20 protein-coding genes are annotated in these 20,261 nt (G+C 66.3%); 9 read left to right on the top strand and 11 right to left on the bottom strand.

Annotated elements, in window-relative coordinates:
* Positions 1-54: 54 nt before the first annotated feature.
* The 3 genes from hisS to hisG are packed head-to-tail and all read left to right on the top strand — an operon-like array spanning position 55 to position 3,274.
* Entirely contained in the window at positions 55-1,536 is a 1,482-nt protein-coding gene (hisS, locus tag ACLHHB_RS08805; protein ID WP_410217899.1) for a histidine--tRNA ligase, read from the top strand.
* The gene (locus ACLHHB_RS08800) at positions 1,533-2,594 is read left to right on the top strand and encodes an ATP phosphoribosyltransferase regulatory subunit (protein WP_410217898.1); all 1,062 of its coding nucleotides are present in this window, start codon (positions 1,533-1,535) and stop codon (positions 2,592-2,594) included. Before hisS ends, ACLHHB_RS08800 begins: the two co-directional genes overlap by 4 nt.
* A complete protein-coding gene (gene hisG / locus ACLHHB_RS08795) occupies positions 2,591-3,274 on the top strand; it encodes an ATP phosphoribosyltransferase (RefSeq protein WP_410217897.1) in 684 nt (227 codons plus the stop codon). Before ACLHHB_RS08800 ends, hisG begins: the two co-directional genes overlap by 4 nt.
* Here the strand turns inward: hisG and ccoS are convergent.
* The 6 genes from ccoS to ACLHHB_RS08765 all read right to left on the bottom strand — a co-directional run bounded on the left by ccoS (position 3,271) and on the right by ACLHHB_RS08765 (position 9,146).
* On the bottom strand, positions 3,271-3,432 hold the full coding sequence (gene ccoS, locus ACLHHB_RS08790) for a cbb3-type cytochrome oxidase assembly protein CcoS (protein WP_410217896.1): 162 nt from the start codon (positions 3,430-3,432) through the stop codon (positions 3,271-3,273). The two genes, hisG and ccoS, sit on opposite strands and share 4 nt — an antisense overlap.
* Entirely contained in the window at positions 3,432-5,642 is a 2,211-nt protein-coding gene (locus ACLHHB_RS08785; protein WP_410217895.1) for a cation-translocating P-type ATPase, read from the bottom strand. The genes ccoS and ACLHHB_RS08785 overlap by 1 nt, the downstream gene beginning before the upstream one ends.
* Before the next feature lies 1 nt (position 5,643).
* Positions 5,644-6,102 carry a FixH family protein gene (locus tag ACLHHB_RS08780; RefSeq protein ID WP_410217894.1) on the bottom strand — a complete coding sequence of 153 codons (459 nt, stop codon included), beginning with the start codon at positions 6,100-6,102 and terminating at the stop codon, positions 5,644-5,646.
* Positions 6,099-7,517, bottom strand: coding sequence for a cytochrome c oxidase accessory protein CcoG (gene ccoG / locus ACLHHB_RS08775; RefSeq protein ID WP_410217893.1), 1,419 nt, complete (start codon positions 7,515-7,517; stop codon positions 6,099-6,101). The genes ACLHHB_RS08780 and ccoG overlap by 4 nt, the downstream gene beginning before the upstream one ends.
* Before the next feature lie 79 nt (positions 7,518-7,596).
* Complete coding sequence (locus tag ACLHHB_RS08770; RefSeq protein WP_410217892.1) at positions 7,597-8,484, bottom strand: nickel/cobalt transporter; 888 nt, start codon at positions 8,482-8,484, stop codon at positions 7,597-7,599.
* Positions 8,481-9,146: a DUF1007 family protein gene (locus ACLHHB_RS08765; RefSeq protein WP_410217891.1), complete on the bottom strand. Its 666-nt coding sequence runs from the start codon at positions 9,144-9,146 to the stop codon at positions 8,481-8,483. Before ACLHHB_RS08765 ends, ACLHHB_RS08770 begins: the two co-directional genes overlap by 4 nt.
* A gap of 170 nt (positions 9,147-9,316) precedes the next feature.
* On the opposite strand from ACLHHB_RS08765, the gene ACLHHB_RS08760 reads away from it, so the two are divergent.
* The 4 genes from ACLHHB_RS08760 (at position 9,317) to ACLHHB_RS08745 (ending at position 13,396) form a co-directional block, all read left to right on the top strand.
* Positions 9,317-10,273 (top strand): alpha/beta fold hydrolase, encoded by a 957-nt coding sequence (locus ACLHHB_RS08760; protein WP_410217911.1) that lies wholly within the window; start codon positions 9,317-9,319, stop codon positions 10,271-10,273.
* Positions 10,274-10,333: 60 nt separating this feature from the next.
* A complete protein-coding gene (locus ACLHHB_RS08755; RefSeq protein WP_410217890.1) occupies positions 10,334-10,993 on the top strand; it encodes a glutathione S-transferase family protein in 660 nt (219 codons plus the stop codon).
* 110 nt (positions 10,994-11,103) lie between these two features.
* Positions 11,104-13,065, top strand: a complete 1,962-nt coding sequence (gene parE / locus ACLHHB_RS08750) for a DNA topoisomerase IV subunit B (RefSeq protein WP_410217889.1) — start codon at positions 11,104-11,106, stop codon at positions 13,063-13,065.
* Positions 13,066-13,069: 4 nt separating this feature from the next.
* On the top strand, positions 13,070-13,396 hold the full coding sequence (locus ACLHHB_RS08745; RefSeq protein ID WP_410217888.1) for a YnfA family protein: 327 nt from the start codon (positions 13,070-13,072) through the stop codon (positions 13,394-13,396).
* Here ACLHHB_RS08745 and hemF read toward each other — a convergent pair.
* Complete coding sequence (gene hemF / locus ACLHHB_RS08740) at positions 13,393-14,247, bottom strand: oxygen-dependent coproporphyrinogen oxidase (RefSeq protein ID WP_410217887.1); 855 nt, start codon at positions 14,245-14,247, stop codon at positions 13,393-13,395. The two genes, ACLHHB_RS08745 and hemF, sit on opposite strands and share 4 nt — an antisense overlap.
* A gap of 75 nt (positions 14,248-14,322) precedes the next feature.
* Between hemF and ACLHHB_RS08735 the strand changes: the two genes are divergently transcribed.
* On the top strand, positions 14,323-14,739 hold the full coding sequence (locus ACLHHB_RS08735; protein WP_410217886.1) for a hypothetical protein: 417 nt from the start codon (positions 14,323-14,325) through the stop codon (positions 14,737-14,739).
* Here ACLHHB_RS08735 and ACLHHB_RS08730 read toward each other — a convergent pair.
* The 3 genes from ACLHHB_RS08730 to clpS are packed head-to-tail and all read right to left on the bottom strand — an operon-like array spanning position 14,736 to position 16,895.
* Positions 14,736-15,542 carry an SDR family NAD(P)-dependent oxidoreductase gene (locus tag ACLHHB_RS08730; protein ID WP_410217885.1) on the bottom strand — a complete coding sequence of 269 codons (807 nt, stop codon included), beginning with the start codon at positions 15,540-15,542 and terminating at the stop codon, positions 14,736-14,738. The genes ACLHHB_RS08735 and ACLHHB_RS08730 overlap by 4 nt on opposite strands.
* Entirely contained in the window at positions 15,539-16,573 is a 1,035-nt protein-coding gene (locus ACLHHB_RS08725) for a methyltransferase (RefSeq protein WP_410217884.1), read from the bottom strand. Before ACLHHB_RS08725 ends, ACLHHB_RS08730 begins: the two co-directional genes overlap by 4 nt.
* Positions 16,574-16,577: 4 nt before the next feature.
* Positions 16,578-16,895, bottom strand: coding sequence for an ATP-dependent Clp protease adapter ClpS (gene clpS, locus ACLHHB_RS08720; RefSeq protein ID WP_410217883.1), 318 nt, complete (start codon positions 16,893-16,895; stop codon positions 16,578-16,580).
* A gap of 336 nt (positions 16,896-17,231) precedes the next feature.
* Between clpS and ACLHHB_RS08715 the strand changes: the two genes are divergently transcribed.
* A complete protein-coding gene (locus ACLHHB_RS08715) occupies positions 17,232-18,839 on the top strand; it encodes a D-alanyl-D-alanine carboxypeptidase family protein (protein WP_410217910.1) in 1,608 nt (535 codons plus the stop codon).
* Between the two features lie 473 nt (positions 18,840-19,312).
* Here ACLHHB_RS08715 and ACLHHB_RS08710 read toward each other — a convergent pair whose 3' ends face one another.
* A complete protein-coding gene (locus ACLHHB_RS08710; RefSeq protein ID WP_410217882.1) occupies positions 19,313-20,005 on the bottom strand; it encodes an IS5 family transposase in 693 nt (230 codons plus the stop codon).
* Positions 20,006-20,261 lie beyond the last annotated feature (256 nt).

Genomic DNA, 20,261 nt, shown 5'->3' with positions numbered 1-20,261 from the left:
CTTGCCTTCCGTTACAGCGGCGCCTGATATGGCCCCCAAAAGGCGACGCACACCATGGCAAAAGATCAAAAGAAACAACCTCGGCCCAAGGCCGAGACGCCCAAGGGCTTCCGCGACTATTTCGGCGCGGACGTGACCGAGCGCAAGGCGATGCTGGACCGCATCGCCGAGATCTATCACCGCCATGGGTTCGATCCGCTGGAAACCAGCGCGGTCGAGACCGTCGAGGCTCTTGGCAAATTCCTGCCGGACGTGGACCGCCCGAATGCGGGGGTCTTTGCCTGGCAGGAAGAGGCGGTACCGGGCGGCGGATCGGGCGACTGGCTGGCGCTGCGCTATGACCTGACGGCACCGCTGGCGCGGGTGGCGGCGCAGTTCCGCAACGACCTGCCGACGCCCTATCGCCGCTATGCCATGGGACCGGTCTGGCGCAATGAAAAGCCGGGACCGGGCCGGTTTCGGCAGTTCTATCAATGCGACGCGGACACGGTCGGCTCGGCCTCGGTGGCCGCCGATGCCGAGATCTGCGGCATGTTGGCCGACGCGCTGGAGGGCGTGGGCATTGCCCGCGGCGATTACATGGTGCGGATCAACAACCGCAAGGTGTTGAACGGGGTGCTGGAGGCGGCCGAGGTCCGGGCGGATCAGGCCGATGACGTGCTGCGCACCATCGACAAGTTCGACAAGGTGGGCCGCGATGGGGTGCTCGCGCTGCTGACGACAGGCCGCCGCGACGACAGCGGTGCCCAGATCGACGGCGTGGGCCTGTCGGACGCGCAGGCGGCGCCCGTCCTGGCGTTCCTGACGTCCAAGGGCACCGACAACGCGGCCACGCTGCAGAACCTGCGGGCGGCGGTGGGCGCCTCCGCCATGGGTGCCGAGGGCGTGGACGAGCTGACGCAGATTGCCGGCATGCTGGCCGCCATGGGTGTGGCCGAGGATCGCGCCGTGATCGACCCGTCGGTCGTGCGGGGTCTTGGATATTACACCGGCCCGGTGTTCGAGGCCGAGCTGACCTTCGAGATCCTCGACGAAAAGGGCCGCAAGCGCCAGTTCGGCAGCGTGGCGGGCGGCGGGCGCTATGACGGGCTGGTCGAGCGCTTCACCGGCCAGAAGGTGCCGGCGACCGGCGTCAGTATCGGCGTCGACCGCCTGCTGGCCGCCCTGCGCGCCAAGGGTCTGGCCGGGGCCGAGGATCAGGGTCCGGTGGTCGTGACCGTCATGGACCGCGACCGGATGGCCGATTACCAGGCCATGGCCGCCGAACTGCGCGCCGCCGGCATCCGGGCCGAGGTTTATCTGGGCAACCCCAAGAACTTCGGCAACCAGCTGAAATACGCGGACAAGCGCCAGTCGCCGGTTGCCATCATCCAGGGCGGGGACGAGGCCGAACGTGGCGTCGTGCAGGTCAAGGACCTGGTTCTGGGCGCCCGCATCGCGGCCGAAGCCAGCCTTGACGAATGGAAGGCCCAGCCCGCACAGACCGAGGTCGCGCGCGCGGATCTGGTGACCGAAGTGCGGCGGATCCTCGGATGATCCCCAAGCGCGACAAGCAGGAGGTGGGACAGCGCCTGCTGGCGCATTTTCGCGCAGCGGGGGCCCAGGAAATCGCGCCCGACATCCTGCTGCCCGCCGAAAGCCTGCTGGACCTTTACGGCGAGGACATCCGGGCCCGCGCTTATGTCACCCTTGACCCGATCCGGGGCGAGATGATGCTGCGCCCCGACTTCACCGTTCCGGTCGTGCAGGCGCACATGGCCTCGGGCGCCGAGCCTGCGCGCTACTGCTATCTGGGCGAGGTGTTCCGCAAGCAGGACATGGGCGACCAGCGTCCCGAGAAACTGCGCGACCACGAATATCTTCAATGCGGGTTCGAACTGTTCAGCCGCGACCCGCAGGCGGATGCGGAGGTCTTCGCCCTGTTCCACGATGCCCTGTCGCCCCATCGCCTTCAGGCGGTCATTGGCGACATGGGGCTGCTGCTGGACGCGGTCGCGGGCCTGCCCTTGACGCAGAGGCGGGCCGAGGCGCTGAGGCATCACATCTGGCGGCCCCGCCGCTTCGACCGGCTGCTGGCCCGCTTCTCGGCGCCGGGGGTGGCGCGCGCCTTTCCCGAATGCGACAGTCCCTGGGCCGGGGTGCGCAGCCATGACGAGATGGTCCGCCGCATCGCGCGGCTGCAGGCCGACGCCGCCGTGCCTCCCCTGGGCCCGGTCTGGACCGAACGGCTCGACCGTCTCTTTTCGCTTCGGGCACCCGCGACCGCCGCAATGCCCGCGCTTGCCGATCTGGCCCGTGACATGCCCGCCATTGCCCCTGCCGTCCAGCGCATCGCCGCACGACTGACCGCCATCGAAAACCGGGGCATCGATCTGGGCACGGTGATCTTCGACGCCAGCCACGGGCGCACGACGCTGGAATATTACGACGGCTTCACCTTCAGCTTCCTGGCCGGACACAGCGACTGGCCGCCCATCGCCTCGGGCGGGCGCTATGACGCGCTGACCCGCGTGCTGGGCAAGGGCCGCGAGATACCCGCGGTGGGCGGTATCATCCGCCCGGGCCTTGTGGCCGAACTGGAGGCAGCCGCATGATCCGGCTTGGCATTCCGTCCAAGGGGCGGCTGATGGAACAAACCTTCGACTGGTTCGCCGGTCACGGCGTGCGCCTGTCGCGCAGCGGGTCGGACCGCGAATACGCAGGCCGCGTCGAAGGGGCCGAGGGCGTTTCGCTGGTCCTGCTGTCGGCGGGGGAAATCCCGCGTGAACTGGCTGCGGGCCGGATCGAACTGGGCGTGACCGGCACCGATCTGGTGCGCGAAAAGCTGGCCGGCTGGTCGTCCGACGTGGTCGAGCTTGCGCCGATGGGATTTGGCCATGCCGACCTGATCCTGGCCGTGCCCGATTGCTGGCGCGACTGCTGCAACCTGGATGATCTTGCGGCCATTGCGCGGGATTTCCGGGCCCAGCACGGTTTCCGCCTGCGGATCGCCACCAAGTATCACCGGCTGGTTCGCGCCTGGCTGGCAGCCCACGAAGTCGCGGATTACCAGTTGGTCGACAGCCAGGGCGCGACCGAGGGAACGGTCGCGAACCAGACGGCCGAAGCCATCGCCGACATCACATCCTCCGGCGAGACGCTGCGGGCCAACAACCTGCGCATCCTGGACGAAGTGCCGATCCTGCAGTCGCAGGCGACGCTCTTTGCCAGCCGCGCCGCCCTCGGACCCGAACTGCAAGGCTTTGCCCGACAGTTGGGCATCACCCTTTCCTAGTCCTGTCGCGGGTGGTCGTCCCACCGGTCCGACAGGACGCGCTCTCCGTCGCCCTTGGGGTCTTCGAACTGCCGGTGCGTCAGCGCCCACAGAAAGGCCGCCAGTCCGGCCGCCCCGAGGCCGAGCGATACGGGGATCAGGATGGCAAGGATATCCATCAGCGGGTCTTTCCATTCAGGCGCAGCGCATTCAGCGTCACCGTGATCGAGCTGATCGACATGGCCAGCGCCGCGATCAGCGGCGTCGCCAGCCCCGCCAGCGCAATGGGAACCGCCACGACGTTGTAGCCGAACGAGATGACGAAGTTCTGCCGGATCCGCCGCGTCGCGCAACGCGCCGTCACCAGCGCCTCGGCCACCGGCGTCAGGTCATGGCCCGTCAGGACCATGTCGCTGGCAACCCGCGCCGCGTCCAGCGCCGTCGCGGGCGAGATCGAGGCATGAGCACGGGCCAGCGCCGCCGTATCGTTCAGCCCGTCACCGACCATCAGAACCTTGGCTCCCCCCACGGTCAGTGCACCCACAAGGCCTTCCTTGTCGACAGGGCTGACGCCCGCATGCCATTCCTCGATCCCCAGTTGTCGCGCCAAGGCCGCAACAGGGGCGGCGCGGTCGCCGGACAGGAGAATCACCCGCCGCCCGTCCGCGTGCAGCCGGGCCACGCATTCCTCGGCCCCCGGGCGCAGGCGGTCTGTGAAGTCCAGCCGCAACGGCACCTGCCCCTCGATCCCCAGCCAACTGGAGAGCGTCGCGGAATCAAGCGGCGCGTCAGCGTTCAGCCAGTCGGCGCGGCCCAGCCTGATGCGCACCCCCTGCCAGACGCCTTCCACGCCCTTGCCCGGAACCTCCGCCAGATCGGTCACTGTGACCGGCGCGTCGTCCAGCGCCTCGGCCAGCGCACGCGACAAGGGATGCGACGAGGCCTGCGCAAGCGCCCGCGCAACGGGCCTCATCTGGGGCGGAATGGCTGCCGCGTTCACCAGGCAGGGCTGGCCCATCGTCAGCGTTCCGGTCTTGTCAAAGACAACGGTATCCACCTCGGCCAGCCGCTCCAGCGCGGTACCGTCCTTGATCAGCAATCCGCGCCGGAACAGCCGCCCCGAGGCAGAGGTCGCCACAGCCGGCACGGCCAGCCCCAAGGCGCAGGGGCAGGTGATGATCAGCACCGCCGCCGCGATGTTGACCGCCAGCCGCAGGTCGCCCGAGGCCCAGAACCAGCCCAGGAAGCTGCTGAGCGCCAGCAGGTGCACGGCAGGCGAGTATCCGCGCGCCGCCCGTTCCGCCAGCGAGGTATAGCGGCCCCGTGCATTTTCGGCCGCCTCGACCAGTGCGGTCAGGCGCGCCAGCGAACTGTCCTGCCCCGCCGCCGTCACGCGCAGGACCAAGGGACCCGTCAGGTTCACTTCGCCCGCGGACAGCGTCATCCCCGGAGCCGCAGGCACCGGCAGCGTTTCACCTGTCAACAGTGCGCGATCGATCTCGGAGGCGCCTTCGGTGATTTCGCCATCGGCCGGAATGCGCCCGCCGGGACGCACGCGGATCAGGTCGCCGGGGCGCAGATCCGCCACCGGAACGACCTTTTCGGCTTCCCCCTCCAGCAGGGTCGCGCGCGGCACCTCCAGCGCCGTCAGTTCGGCGGCGGCGGATCGGGCAATGGCGCGGGTGCGGTGATCCAGATAGCGTCCGATCAGCAGAAAGAAGGACAGCATCACCGCCGCATCGAAATAGGCATGGTGGCCGGAATGGGCCGTCTCGAAGACGCTGATGGCGCTGGCCAGGATCAGCGCCAGCGAGATCGGCACGTCCATCCCCAAACGCCGCGCCTTCAGCGACCTCCAGGCGCTGGCAAAAAAGGGCTGGCCTGCAAAGGCCACGGTCGGCAGCGCGATGGCACCGCTGATCCAGTGGAACAGGTCGCGAGTCGCGGCCTCTGCCCCCGACCAGACGGCGACCGACAGGATCATGACGTTCATCATCGCAAAGCCCGAAACGCCGATCCGCATCAGCAGGTCGCGTCCCGCACGATCCGCGGCGGTAACCGAAAGCGCCTGCGGGTCCAGTTCATGCGCCTGATAGCCGATGCGTTCCAGCACCGGGATCAGATCGTCGGCGGTCAGCCCGGGGGCATCCACGGTGACCCGGCGCAGCGTCAGGTTGACGCGCGCCGACCGCACGCCGGGATGATTGGTCAGGGCGCGTTCCACATCCGTGATGCAGATCGCGCAATGCGCCTGGGGCAGCGACAGGATCAGGCGGGCCGGTTCAGGCCGGGCGCGATCGGCCAGGCGCTGCGCCAAGGGCGCGGCATCACAGGCGGGACAGGCGCCAAGGCGGGCCTGATAGCCGGGGGCGGCGGACAGTTCGGCCATGTCAGTCCCTCACCTGCAGCGCAAAGCGCTGACGAAAGGCCACGCCGTCGGGGCCTTGGGCCACCACGTCGGCATTCCAGTTGCCGGGCGCCAGATCCGAGACCGCACGCCATTCACCCGGTCCCGCAGGCTCCAACCGCGGCTGGTGGTCGGCGTGCTGATGCGTCGGCCGGCGCAGCATCACCTCCAGCGCGCGCGGCGCCACGGCGGCCCCCGCATGATCATGCAGCGACAGGATCAGGCGCCCCCCGTCAAGGTGCAGGTCGGCCTGCCAGCCCAGACGCTGCTGTGCCTCGCGCTCTGCCTGGAAGTGCTGGGACGCGATATAGGAGCTGCGGGTTTCCACGCCCGGAAAGCTGTTGATCGCCGCAAAGGCCATCACGACGTTCACGCCGATGATCGTGCCAAATGCGGCCACGGTGATGGCCAGAACATGCAGGCCCTTCAGTTCGCGTGTCATTGCGCGTCCTTTCCATGAAAGACGGTCTTTATGCGGGCAACCGCGCTGCTGTCAGGATCGCGCGCGGTCAGTGTGACGGGGGTGGACGCGGTGCCGGCCATGGGGCTGCCTGCCTCGGCCCTGAGGTAAACGCGGCGGGTCAGGGTCTGATCTGCCGGCACGAGGATGGCCGCGCCGTCCTCGCCCTCGATACCCAGCTCCAGCGCACCCACAGGATCGACCGCCAGCAGATAGGTCGTGTCCTGCTGCTGCTTGTTGCGCAGGCGCAGCTCATAGGCATTGCGGATCGAGCCATCGGTCAGCGTGACATAAAGCGGGTTGCGCACGGGCGTGACGCTCAGGTCGATCTGCGACCGCATCACCAGCGCCGCCGCCAGCATCATCCCGATCGCCGACCATAGGGTCGCATAAAGCAGCGTGCGCGGCCGCAGCAGGTGCGAACGCACGGGGCGCGGCGCGGCGCCCTGCCTTTCGGCCTCTTCATCGCGCAGCGCCAGATAGTCGATCAGCCCGCGCGGGCGGCCCGTCCGGTCCATCATCTGGTCGCAGGCGTCGATGCACAGCGCGCAGGTGATGCATTCCATCTGCTGGCCGTCGCGGATGTCGATGCCCATGGGGCAGACGTTCACGCAGGCCATGCAGTCGATGCAGTCGCCCTTGTGCGCGGCGCTGGCCTTGCCGCGCGGCTCGCCCCGCCAATCGCGATAAGCCACGGTCAGCGTGTCCTCGTCCATCATCGCGGACTGGATACGGGGCCAAGGACAGGCATAGATGCAGATCTGTTCACGGAAGAAGCCGCCGAACAGGAAGGTCGTGGCCGTCAGCAGGGCAATGGTGACCCAGGCCACGGGATGGGCCTGCAGCGTCAGCAGATCATGCGCCAGCGCCGGCGCGTCGGTGAAGTAGAAGACCCAGGCGCCACCGGTCATGACGGCGATGCCCAGCCAGGCTGCCCATTTCACCGCCCGCAGGCGCGCCTTGCGGCCGTCCCATGCCTGGCGGTGCAGGCGCAGACGGGCGTTACGGTCGCCCTCGATCCAGCGCTCGACCAGGATGAAGAGATCCGTCCAGACGGTCTGCGGGCAGGCATAGCCGCACCAGACCCGCCCCAGCGCGGACGTGAACAGGAACAACCCCAGCCCTGCCATCACCAGAAGGCCCGCGACGATATAGAATTCGTGAGGCCAGATCTCGATCCCGAAGAAAAAGAACCGCCGTCCCGCCAGATCGACCAGAACCGCCTGATCGGGCATCGCAGGGCCGCGATCCCAGCGGATCCAGGGCGTCACGTAATAGACCGCCAGCGTCAGTGCCATCACGATCCATTTGAGCGTGCGGAACCGCCCGCTGACCCGCTTGGGAAAGATCGGCTCTCGGGCAGCATAAAGGCTGGGACTGTCCAGCTGGGTTGACATGAGGGACTCCTGTTGCGCCCCCCGGATCTAGGGTCTGATGCCCGTCCCGTCCTTGACCTGTGTCAAACCCTTGCCGCCGTCACAGCAGAACCGCGGCCGAGACAAAAGCGATCAGCGCACCCGCGCCCAGCTGCATCGCGCCGGGCAGCCAGCGGACGGCGCCCGCGAAAGGTCCCGTTGACGGCATCAGGGCAAAGCTGCCCCGGCGCGCCCAGACCGACAGGCCCGCCACGATCAGCGTGACGGCCCCCGTGCCCAGCCCCATCGCAAGCGTGCCCAGGATGCCCATGCCGAAAAGGTCCATCCGCCAGGTCAGGATCAGCAGGAACAGCGCGCCTGTGCAGGGCCGTGCCGCGATGCTGCCCACCAGCAGCAGCGCTTCGCGCAGGCCACGCGTTTGCGCCACCTGTTCGGGCGTCGGACCATGGGCATGGCCGCAGCCGCAATGGTCGTCGTGGTGATGTGCGGGACGGGCCTGTCTTTGCAGCATTCGCAAGCCGCGCAGCATCAGCCACAGGCCGATCAGCGCGACCATCAGCGTGCCAAGCCGGTCCATGTGATCCTCGCTCAGCCGCGTCAGCGCCTCCCGCCCCGCATCGAGAAAGGTGATCCCGGCCCAGACCAGAATGATGGCGGTTCCTGCCTGCGCCAGCGATGCCGCGATGGAAAGCACCCCCAGCCGCAGCAGCGGAACCCCCGTGGCAAAGCCATAGCTGCCGATGACCAGCTTGCCATGTCCCGGTCCCACGGCATGAAAGACTCCGTAACCGAAACAAACGCCCAGCAGCGCGGTCACGGCCCCCGGTTCGCGGGCGCGCAGGGAACGCAGCGCGCCTGCCATCAGGTTCTGGGCATCCCGCTGCTGCTGCGTCGCCCAGACCTCGATGCCCGCCAGCCCGCCTGACAGCCAGAGGAGCGCCATCACGACGCCTACGGCCAGCCCGACCAATGCCAGGACCCTCGTCACGACGCAGGCTCGCACTGGATGCGCATCTCGTCCGCGCCGGTGGGGCCGATGTCGACGATCAGCATTTCCTCGGACAAGGAGCCGTCCTCCTCGGCCAAGGCATCGGCCACCGCGCTCGCATAAGCGTCGGCCGCCGCATAAGGATCGCCAGGGCGCTGCCGGACCTGACAATCCGCACCGTTGATCCGAGGAGGCTGGGGCACGCTGAACTGCACATAATATTCGGGATCATAGACTTGGATCAGCAGCGGCTGCGCGCCATCCAGCGGCTGGGCCAGGGTTCGCACATGACGCGAGATCAGGCGGCCTTCTTCGTACCGGGCCTCGAATTCGCGGGGGGGCCCCAGCGCAATGGGGCGCTCCTCCACGCCCAGATACAGGCGTCCGTCAAAGCCTTCTTCCCAATCCGCATCAAACCCCTGCAGGGCCTCCTGTTCATCGGGGGTCAGGATGCCGTCGCCGTCAGGGTCCAGCGCCAGATCCTCGATGATCAGCAGCGAATAGAAATCGTCATACGCCCATTCCACCGTCACCTGCGTCAACGCGCCGCCGTTGTCATAATCCAGCACCAGACCCGCATCGATGAAGACATGCGGATGCGCAACCGCCGCCATGGGCAGAACCGACAGCAGCGCAGAGCAGGCAATGACTCGCGGGAACATGGGGCAGCACCTTGGCAAGACCGGCACGCTCAGTTACGCCCTTCGCCGCCGCCTTGCAAATCACCGCAAGGACAGCGGCAGATTTTCCCGCAAGGGCCGCAACCTGAACGGTCCGGCCTGCGTGTTTGGGTCTGCACCGAACCGACAGAAAGACAAGACCGATGGCAAGAATGGCGGCGCTGATCTGGGGACTGGCCACGGCAGCGACTCTGCTGACGGGCTGCGGTCGTTTGGTGAATGCCCGTGCCACCGCGCGCGAGGCCGCGTTCGAGGCCCAGTTCCCGCCCATCGGGCAGTTGCTGGAGGTGAATGGCACCACTGTCCATGCCCATGTGGAAGGACAGGGACCCGACCTGATCCTGCTGCACGGGGCCAGCGGGAACATGCGCGACTTTACCTTTGATCTCGTGGCGCGGCTGAGGGACCGTTATCGCGTCATCGCCTTTGACCGGCCCGGCCTTGGCTGGACCGATCCCATCGACAACAACACCAGTCCCATCGCCCAGGCCGAACTGCTGCGCGCGGCCGCCCGGCAGCTGGACGTGCAGGACCCCATCGTGCTGGGCCACAGCTATGGCGGTGCGGTGGCGCTGGCCTGGGCGATGCGCGCGCCGGGCGACACGGCGGCGCTGGTGATCGTCTCGGGAGCCACGATGCCTTGGCCGGGCGACCTGTCGGGCTGGTACGCGTTCATCGGGACGCCCTTGGGTGATCGGGTGGGGCCGCCCCTGCTGACCGCACTGGCGCCCGTGTCGCTTGGCGACCGGATCATGGCCGGGATCTTTGCACCACAGGCGGTGCCGCCGGGCTATTCCGACTATATCGGCGTGGGGCTGGCAGCCCGGCGCGGCAATTATCGCGCCAATGCCGCCCAGATCACCGGCCTGCGCCCTTACCTGCGCGTGATGGCCCCGGAATACCCGCGCCTGACACTGCCGGTCGAGATCCTGCACGGCGCTCAGGACGGCATCGTCCCTGCGGGCATCCACGCCGAACCGCTGTCCCGCAGCCTGCCGAACGCGCGGCTGACGATCCTGGAGGGTCAGGGCCACATGCCGCATCACGGCGACCCGCAGGCCATTGTCGAGGCCATCGACCGCGCCGCCGCCCGCGCCGGACTGCGCTGAAGGGGTTGCGGGCCGGGCCCTGCGGGCCCAAGCTGCATCCATCGCAATCAAGGGGCCCCCATGCTGATCATCCACGGCGTCACCCGCTCGCGCGCGTCGCGCGTCATCTGGCTGTGTCACGAGCTGGACCTGCCTTTCCGGCAGGTGCCGGTGATCCAGGCCTATCGACTGGCAGACGCCACGGCGCCCGGCGCGCCGCTGAACACCCGCAGCCCGGATTTCCTGGACCTGTCGCCGGCCGGTGCCATTCCAGTGATCGAGGACGAGGGCCTGGTGCTGTCGGAATCGCTGGCCTGCACCCTGCACCTGGCGCGCAAGCATGGCACCACGGTCGGCCCGCAGGATTATGCCGAGGACGCGCTGATGGGCCAATGGTCCCTTTATGGAGCCACTGCGATCGAGCCCGATGCGCTGACCATCCTGTTCCTGCACAATCGCGGCACCCTGCAGTCGCCCGACGACGAGGGGCTTGTGTCCGAGGCCGCCGAGCGGCTGGTCCGTCCCTTGAAGGTTCTGGAGGATCATTTGGCCACCCATGCCTATCTGGTCGGCGGGCGCTTTACCGTGGCCGACCTGAACATGGCCGAGATCGTCCGCTATGCCCAGAACCACGGCGCGCTGATGGCGCCGTTTCCCGCCATCCGCGCCTGGCTGGCGGCCTGTCAGGACCGTCCCGCCTTTCAGCGGATGTGGCAGGCCCGCATGGCCGAACCGGAATAAGCACGCGCGCCGGATCGTCGCCCCCGTCCGGCAAGGCCTTGCCCCCCGCCCCTTTGGCGTGAGATAACGCCACCTTCATAAAGCATCTACAGACAGAACGGGCAGACCCGATGGCCGACGACCTTCTTTCCGGCGACTTGCAAGCCGACGCCTATTCCGCCTCCTCGATCGAGGTGCTGGAAGGGTTGGAGCCTGTGCGCAAGCGACCCGGCATGTACATCGGCGGCACGGACGAACGCGCGCTGCACCACCTCGTGGCCGAAATCCTCGACAACTCGATGGACGAGGCCGTGGCGGGCCATGCCAGCCGCATCGAGGTCGAGCTGCTGGCCGATTACAGCATCGTCGTGCGCGACAACGGCCGCGGCATCCCCATCGACCCGCATCCCAAGTTCCCGGGCAAGTCCGCGCTGGAGGTGATCCTGTGCACGCTGCACGCGGGGGGCAAGTTCTCGGGCGATGCCTACCAGACCTCGGGGGGCCTGCATGGGGTCGGCGCATCCGTGGTGAACGCGTTGTCCGACATCATGATCGTGCAGGTGGCGCGCAACCGCGAACTGTTTGAACAGCGCTTTTCCCGCGGCATCCCGCAGGGGCCGGTGGCCAGAATCGGTGGCGCCCCCAACCGGCGCGGCACCACCGTGATCTTCCATGCGGACGAGGACATCTTCGGCCATCACCGCTTCAAGCCCGCGCGCCTGATCAAGATGGTCAAATCCAAGGCTTATCTCTTTTCCGGCGTCGAGATCCGCTGGAAATCCGAGATCGACGACGGCGAAACCCCGCGCGAGGCCGTGTTCCACTTTCCCGGCGGCCTTGCCGACTACCTGTCTGAGACGCTGGCCAGCGCCTCGACCTATTCCGATCGTCCCTTTGCCGGAACCGTCGATTTCCAGCAGAAATTCGGCGTGCCGGGCAAGGTCGACTGGGCCATCAACTGGACCCCTGCGCGGGACGGCTTCATCCAGTCCTATTGCAACACCGTGCCCACCCCCGAGGGCGGCACGCATGAGATGGGTTTCTGGGCCGCGATCCTGAAGGGCATCCGCGCCTATGGCGAGCGGGTGAGCAACAAGAAGGCTGCCCAGATCACGCGCGAGGATCTGACCATCGGCGGCTGCGCGCTGGTCAGCTGTTTCATCCGCGAGCCTGAATTCGTGGGCCAGACCAAGGACCGCCTTGCCACGACCGAAGCCGCGCGGCTGGTCGAGAATGCGGTGCGCGACCATTTCGACAACTGGCTGGCCGCCGACACGAAATCGGCCGGAGCGATCCTCGACTTCCTGATCCTGCGCGCCGAGGAGCGTCTGCGCCGCCGCCAGGAAAAGGAGACCGCCCGCAAGACCGCCACGAAAAAGCTGCGCCTGCCCGGCAAGCTGGTCGACTGCAGCGCCACCAACCGCGAAGGGACCGAACTGTTCATCGTCGAGGGCGACAGCGCCGGGGGTTCGGCCAAGATGGCCCGCGACCGCACCAACCAGGCGCTGCTGCCGCTGCGCGGCAAGATCCTGAACGTGCTGGGCGCGGCCTCCTCCAAGATGGGTGCCAACCAGGAGATCAACGACCTCTGCCAGGCCCTTGGCGTCAGCATGGGGTCCAAGTTCAACGTCGATGACCTGCGCTATGACAAGATCATCATCATGACGGACGCCGACGTGGACGGGGCGCATATCGCATCGCTGCTGATGACGTTCTTCTTTACGCAGATGCGGCCGATGATCGACAAGGGGCACCTGTACCTGGCCTGCCCGCCCCTTTACCGCCTGACGCAGGGCGCGCATCGCGTTTATGTCGCCGATGACGCGGAAAAGGAACGCAAGCTGGCCAAGGGCATCGGCGGGCGCGGCAAGATCGACGTGCAGCGCTTCAAGGGGCTGGGCGAGATGGACGCCAAGGACCTCAAGGACACGACGATGAACCCCAAGACGCGCAAGCTGATCCGGGTCAGCATCGATGATGACGAGGGGGGCGAGACCGGCGATCTGGTCGAACGCCTGATGGGCAAGAAGCCCGAGCTGCGTTTCGAATACATCCAGGAAAATGCCCGCTTCGTCGAAGAACTGGACGTCTGAGTTCATGCCTGCCGCCATCGGTCTTTATGCCTTGGCGGCCTTGGCCGAGATCGCCGGCTGCTTTGCCTTCTGGGCTTGGCTGCGCCTCGGGCGGTCGGCCCTGTGGCTGTTGCCGGGCATGGTGGCCTTGGCGCTGTTCGCCTGGCTGCTGACGCGGGCCGAGGCCGAATTCGCGGGCCGCGCCTATGCCGCTTATGGGGGCATCTATGTCATCGCCTCGGTCGCTTGGCTGTGGCTGACCGAAGGACAGGTGCCGACGCGGCTGGACCTGTTGGGTGCCGCGCTGTGCATTCTGGGGACGATGGTGATCCTGATGGGCGCGCGGGCCTAGACCCACTTGGCCAGCGGCGGCAGGCTCATCAGCACGGCATCGGGGTTGTGGCCGGTTTCCAGCCCGAACTTGGTGCCCCGGTCATAGACAAGGTTGTATTCGGCATAAAGGCCGCGATGCACCAGCTGGGCGTCCCGGTCGGTCTCGGTGAAGGCCTGGGTCATGCGCCCCTCGGCCAGGGGTAGAAAGGCGGGCAGGAACGCCTCGCCCACGGCGCGGGTAAAGGCGAAATCCGCTTCCCAGTCCCCGGTATTCAGGTCGTCATAGAAGATGCCGCCCACTCCACGCGCGCGCCCGCGATGGGGAATAAAGAAATACTCGTCTGCCCAGGCCTTGAAGCGGTCATAGTAATCGTCGCCATGGGACGCGCAGGCGTCGCGCAGCGTGTCGTGGAAATGCGCCGTATCCTCGGGATATTCCAGACACGGGTTCAGGTCCGAACCGCCGCCGAACCACCAGGCACCCGGCGTCCAGAACATGCGCGTGTTCATGTGAACCGCAGGCGCATGCGGGTTCTGCATATGTGCCACGAGACTGATGCCGCTGGCCCAGAACCGCGGGTCATTGTCCATGCCGGGCACGCCCCGTGTGGCCATTGCCGCCTGCGCCCGGGGCGCCAGGGTGCCGTGAACCTCGGACCAGTTCACGCCGACCTTTTCAAAGACCCGCCCGCCGCGCATGACCGACATCAGGCCGCCACCACCGTCATTGGCGCGTTCCGTCGGCGTGACCTCGAACCGGCCCGGCGCGGCTTTGCCCGGACCACGGTCTTCCAATGATTCGAAACCTGCAACGATGCGGTCGCGCAATTCGTGGAACCAGTCGGCGGCGCGGCGGCGTTGATCGACCATGACGCTCCTCATTCGTGATTTGCAAAAAGAACCGCGTCGCGGCTATCATTGTCCACCGATGTAAAGAGACCCGCCATGGCCCGCAACACCGCCCTTGCCCTGCTGACCGCCCTGCCGTTGGCATTGGCGGCCTGCGGTACACCTCAGGAACGCTGCATCAGCCGCAACACCAGCGAATATCGCACCGTCAGTTCCCTTCTGGCCGAGGTCGAGGGAAACCTGGCGCGCGGCTATGCCTGGGAAGAGCGTCAGGTCGTGCGCTCCCGCTTCGATCAGTGTCGCCGCGTCTGGCGCGACCGGAACGGGGCGACGCAGGTCGATACCTATGGCTGCTGGCGTGATTATGTGGACACGGACCGTTACCGGGTTCCCATCGACCCGCTGGTCGAGCAACGCAAGCGCGACAGCCTGGCGGCCCGTCAGGCCGAACTGACGCGCAGCGCCAATGCCGCGGTTTCCGCCTGCCGCGCCGCCTATCCAGACGAAGCCTAGATGACCTGAGCCGTCACGGCATCGGCCAGACTCCGTCCCCCGTCAACGGTCAGCACCTGTCCCGTCACGAACCGTGCCCCGTCGCTGACGAGGTAATGCACCGCCTCGACCAATTCGTCCGCAGGGGCGATTCGGCCAAGCGGTGTTCCGGCAATGATCTGGGCGCGCTTTTCGGGTTCTTCCTTCAGGGCGCACTGCAGTTCATGCGACATGACACTGCTGAAGCTGACGCCGTTCACGCGAATCCGGAATGGCGCCAGCGCCAGTGCCAGCCCCCGCGTCGCCTGTTCCTGCGCCGCACAGGCGATGGAATAGCCCAGCATCGACGGGATCGGGCGCCGCGCGGCAAGGGTCGAGATGTTGACGATGGCCCCTGACTGGGCCGAAGGCCCCGTGCCTTCGGCCTGCTTGATCATCCGCTTGGCCACCATCTGCGACAGGCGCAGCCCCGCCAGCATGTTCTGGCGCAGCATTTCCTCCAGCGTGTCCATGTCGGTGTCCAATGGGTCGCTGCCGCGGACGAAACGATGGGCGTTCACCAGGATGTCCACGCGATCGAACGCATCCAGGGTCGCCGACAGCAGGTTCGCCATCGCCAGCTTTTCAGACATGTTGCCGGCAAAGCGGCGCACCTGATTGTCGCCTTCCTGATAATCCGAGATGACCGAGTTCAGCGCCGTCTCGTCGCTGTCCGCGAACATGACCATGGCGCCGCGTTCGGTCATGTGCCGCGCAATCGCCAGGCCCACGCCGCGCGCGGCGCCCGTGACGATGGCCACGCGGCCTTGGATCGACATGCTCATCGCCGGGCACCCTTGCGTGCGGCCGCGGCATTGCCCTTGCCTGCCGCCGTGGCCTCGATCACCTTGTAGCGTGTGTCGCCGCCGATCTCGTGCACCTGCCCGAAATACTGGGTCAGGACCGATTCGTAGGGCAGGTGGCGGTTCGCCACCATCCACAGCCGGCCCGCCCCCGTCAGCAGACGCGCGGCCGTGGCGATGAAAGCCGCGCCCAGCCTCGGCTCGGCCTGTCGTCCTTCGTGGAAGGGCGGGTTCATCACCACGCCGTTCACCGGTTCGCGCAGCTTGAAGTCCCGGGCGTCGGCCCAGTGAAACTGCGCCCGCGGGTCGGTCACGTTCTGGCGGGCCGATTCGAGCGCGGCGTGATCGGCCTCGACCAGATGCAGTTCCGTCACGCCGGGGCGCGCCAGGACCTGCGTCGACAACCAGCCCCAGCCGGCACCGAGGTCCACCATGCGCGTCGGCAGCTTGGGCGGCAGCAGGTCGGCCAGCATCCGTGAACCCGGATCGACGCCATCCGCGGAAAACACGCCCGGACGGGTGACAAAGCCGGGCTCGACCTCGCGCGCACGGGGCATCCAGTCCTGCGGCAACCAATCCGCATCGGCGGGCGGCGTCACGCGAAAGATCTTGCCATGAGCCTTGCTGATGACCTCGCCCACAGGGGCCATAGCCCTCAGTTCCTTCAGGATCGCGTCAACCCCATCTGTCTTTTGACCGTCGATCCACAGAACCCCGCCCGGCGCCAGATGCGTGACAGCCTGCGCGATCCGTGCACGCGCATCGGCCTTGGCACGTGGCAGGCGGACAATGGCCGTGTCAAAACGCGAGCCTTTGGCGGACACATCCAGCTCGGGGGCAACACGAAAGCCGCGGACATTCAATGCCTGATGGTCGGGATAGTGTCCCTGGATGACCTGCAGATGCGTGGGGTCCAGCGGCAACAGGTCGTCGACGGCGCTGGCGCCGACAAACAGCACCTCGCCCCCGGGATGGCCATCCGGAAAGGCCAGGTCCAGTCGTGATTGGGTCAAGCGATTACTCTTTTTCCATGGTGCATTGCAGAGGATGCTGCTGGCGGCGCGCCAGCTCCATCACCTGAGCAACCTTTGTTTCCGCCACCTCGTGCGAGAAGACGCCGACAACTGCCACCCCCTTGCGATGAACGGTCAGCATGATCTCGATGGCTTGGGCATGCGTCATGTGGAACAAGCGCTCCAGAACATGGACGACAAACTCCATCGGCGTGAAATCATCGTTCAGCATCAGCACCTTGTACATCGGCGGGCGCTGCGACTTCGCGCGCGGCTTGACCGCCAGATCGGACTGATCATTGGGACGGTCGGAATCGGTCATCCAGTGCGTCATCGGGCTACGGTCGTTCCTGAGGCTGCGGCGGTGGGACGTCAGACAGGCAAAGCCCGCCTGCGGTCCTGAAAATATAGCGCAATCGGCCGGGGATGAAAGCCCCCCACCAAAGGCGGTCCCCATGACAACCTGTCACGGCCTTGGCAAAATTAAGGCGATTGCCCGGTTTCCCGAATGTTTCCGTCATGCTATTATAGGTTGATTAACGACGGGTGTGCGACAAACGACACGCCTGCTGAAGGCAGAGAGACAGCGACAGTGACCCGATTTCTTACAGTTTTCCGGCTGTGGAGCCTTGCGCTTGCGGCCGTGACCATCCTGGGCATGCCGGCAGTCGCGGCGCCCTTTGCGGCCTATGTCATGGACGCGCGCACGGGGCAGCCGATCTATCGGCAGAACTCTGACACGCGGCTTCACCCGGCCTCGCTGACCAAGATGATGACGCTCTACATGGCCTTCAGCGCCATCGAGCGTGGTCAGGTCCGGCTTGATTCGAAGTTCACCGTATCGTCCAAGGCCGCGAATGAGCCCCCATCCAAGCTGGGCCTGCGCGCCGGACAGCAGATCGAGTTGCGCTATCTGATCCGCGCCGCCGCGATCAAGTCCGCCAACGACGCGGCCACCACCATCGGCGAAGGCCTGGCGGGGTCCGAGGAAGCGTTCGCCCAGCAGATGACGCAGATGGCGCGCGCGATCGGGATGAGCAACAGCCAGTTCCGCAACGCCCATGGCCTGACCCGGGACGGTCATTATTCCACCGCCCATGACATGAGCGTGCTGGGACGGCACCTGTTCTATGATTTCCCCCAATACTACAACCTCTTCTCGCGCCGTTCGGCAGATGCGGGAATTGCGCAGGTGGCCTCGACCAACCGTCGCTTTCTGGATGCCTATTCAGGCGCGGACGGGATCAAGACCGGCTATACGCGGGCGGCGGGATTCAACCTGACGGCCTCGGCGCAACGCGGCAACAAGCGTCTGATCGCAACGGTCTTCGGCGGCACTTCGACCGCGCATCGCAACCAGGTCATGGCAGAACTGCTGGACAGCAGCTTTACCCGCATCCCGGACCGCGTCCGCGAAGTGCGTCCCCAAGCGCCGCGCCTGCTGGTGCAGGCGACCACGCGCCGTGCACAGGTCGCGCCCACGCCCGCCGCCACCCAGCCCGAGCCGCAGCGTCTGGTGTTGCAGGCATCGCCGCCGCCCTCGACACGGCCCGCTGCCGCGGCCTCGACCTTGGTGGCGGCTGCCCCGGCCGCCCAGCTAGACCTGACCGAAGCCCTGCGACGCGCGACCGAGGCCGCCGCGCCTCCTGCAGCGCCCGGAGTGGCCTTGGCCAGCAGCAACCGGCCGGTGCGCCGGCCTGGCAGCACCGGCATGGCCATCGAGGAGGCGATCGCCTCGGCCGTGGCGTCCGACCCCGAACCTGCCTCTGCCAGCTTGGCCAAGCCGGTTCTGGCGGCGTCGAACCGGCCGGCTCCTTCGCCCCGGCGCAGTGCCAGCACCGCCGCCGTGGAGCCCGCCGAACCCGCACCGGCCGCCGAAACCGAGGTGGCCAAGGCGCCTGTGGGCAACCTGTCGCTGGACAGCTCGCCCTCGCCCAGGCCTCGTTCCGAAACCGTGATCCTCGCCGCCATGGGCGAGGGTGATCAGGTGGCGCCTGAAACGCTGGAGGTTGTGCGCAGACCGGCCGATAGCGGTCGCAACTTCGGCGTCTCCCTTGGCGTCTATCGGTCCAAGTCGGAGGCCGACCGCCTGCTTCTGAGCCTTGCGCTGCAGGATGGCGGGATCTTCGGGCAGGCGCGCCGCCACGTCGCCGACACCAAGAAAGGTTTCGAGCCCCGCTTCGTCAACCTGTCCAAGGGCTATGCCGAACTGGCCTGCGAACGCATCCGCACCCGCGCGCAGGATTGTACGGTGATCGCGAACTAAACGTGCATGCACCTCTAGTGCTGCCGTTGCGCGAGCACTAGAGGTGAGCGCAATCATGCACCTGTCGGCTGACAAGCCGGCAGGTGCAAAGCAAAAAGTGCGCCGGACGAATCTCTTTTCAGATGCTCATCGGAAAGGTGGTACCCTTTACGATACATGCCATGTCAGGGGCTCGGTGTCCCACATCCGCCTCCTAAGCTAAGGCTGGCGCCGGTAAACCAGCAAAAAACGACGCTCATCTCAGGGGCAAAGCTTTTGATGATCTCTGCTCGCGTCCGGTACAGCCTATGCACCTACCAAGTCGACTGTCATCAATAATGGCAAACCGAAATTCGTGGCAGCCTAAGGTCAGCGCGTTGCAGTTAACGCTCGGTGCATGGATAATTCAAGAAATCTGTCCTGCCGTTGCTCAGGGCAGGGATGCCTAGATTGCCCACCGACGTCAAACATCGGGTAGCTGGCAGATGCGGGTACTAGGCTCGAGACTCGCTCTTGATCACAGCCAGAACAGGACGGTCGCGGCCAATGCGATCGCGTCTCGTGTAGCGCCGCTTGTCGTATTTCATTGTCTTTTTGCGGGACGCCCGGCCCGGGATGCATGCCTTCGTTCCTTTGTCTTGCAACGCCCTTCGTATCCAGTCGGCATCATACCCCTGGCCTGCCAAGAGCCAGTCAGCCTTTGGCAGGCTGCCCAACAGTGCCGCCGCCCCGGTATTATCGCCGTTTCTGTCCTGCCGACCTGAAGAACCGGATCGGTCGGCTCTCTCGCATCGGTCACGGCATGCAGCTTTGTGTTCATGCCGCCTTTCGTTCGACCGATCTGGCAAGCGCGCCCCCTCTTTCGCGCGCAGGCGGCAAGCCGTGCGGTGCGCCTTCAGATAGGCCGCATCGATCATGATCGTCTTTGGATTGGAGCTCTCGGCGGCCAGGCCCATCATGATCCGGGCGAAGACCCCGTTATCGCTCCAACGCTTCCAACGATTGTAGAGGGTCTCGGCTGATCCATATTCCCTTGGTGCATCGCACCATCGCAAGCCGTTACGATTGATGAAGATGATGCCGCTCAGCACCCGCAGATCATCGACACGTGGGCGGCTATGGCTCTTGGGAAAGAAGGGGCGAAGGCGCACCATCTGCGCCTCGGTCAGCCAGAACAGGTTTCTCATCGATCAGGTCTCCTTGCGAGGCCTGAATGACGCTCAAGACGGGAAATCAATGGGTCTGCAACCTAGCCAGAACAGGTGCCTCCTGTGCAAGATGAATCCTTATGGCCCCTCGGTGCGACATGAATAGCGTAACTGAGCCATGCGTCTGTAGGGCATGCAACTCAGCCAGAAAAATAAGGGCCGACACAATGGCCCGGAAATGATGGTTCCGGAGTCATCGGCCTCCCGTAGCGTGTGCATCGCGTGAACCCTCGAC

It is taken from the genome of Paracoccus sp. (in: a-proteobacteria), assembly GCF_046462195.1.
Classification (GTDB): domain Bacteria; phylum Pseudomonadota; class Alphaproteobacteria; order Rhodobacterales; family Rhodobacteraceae; genus Paracoccus.
Note: the sequence above shows the minus strand (reverse complement) of the source record. Positions and strands in the feature narration are given on the sequence as shown.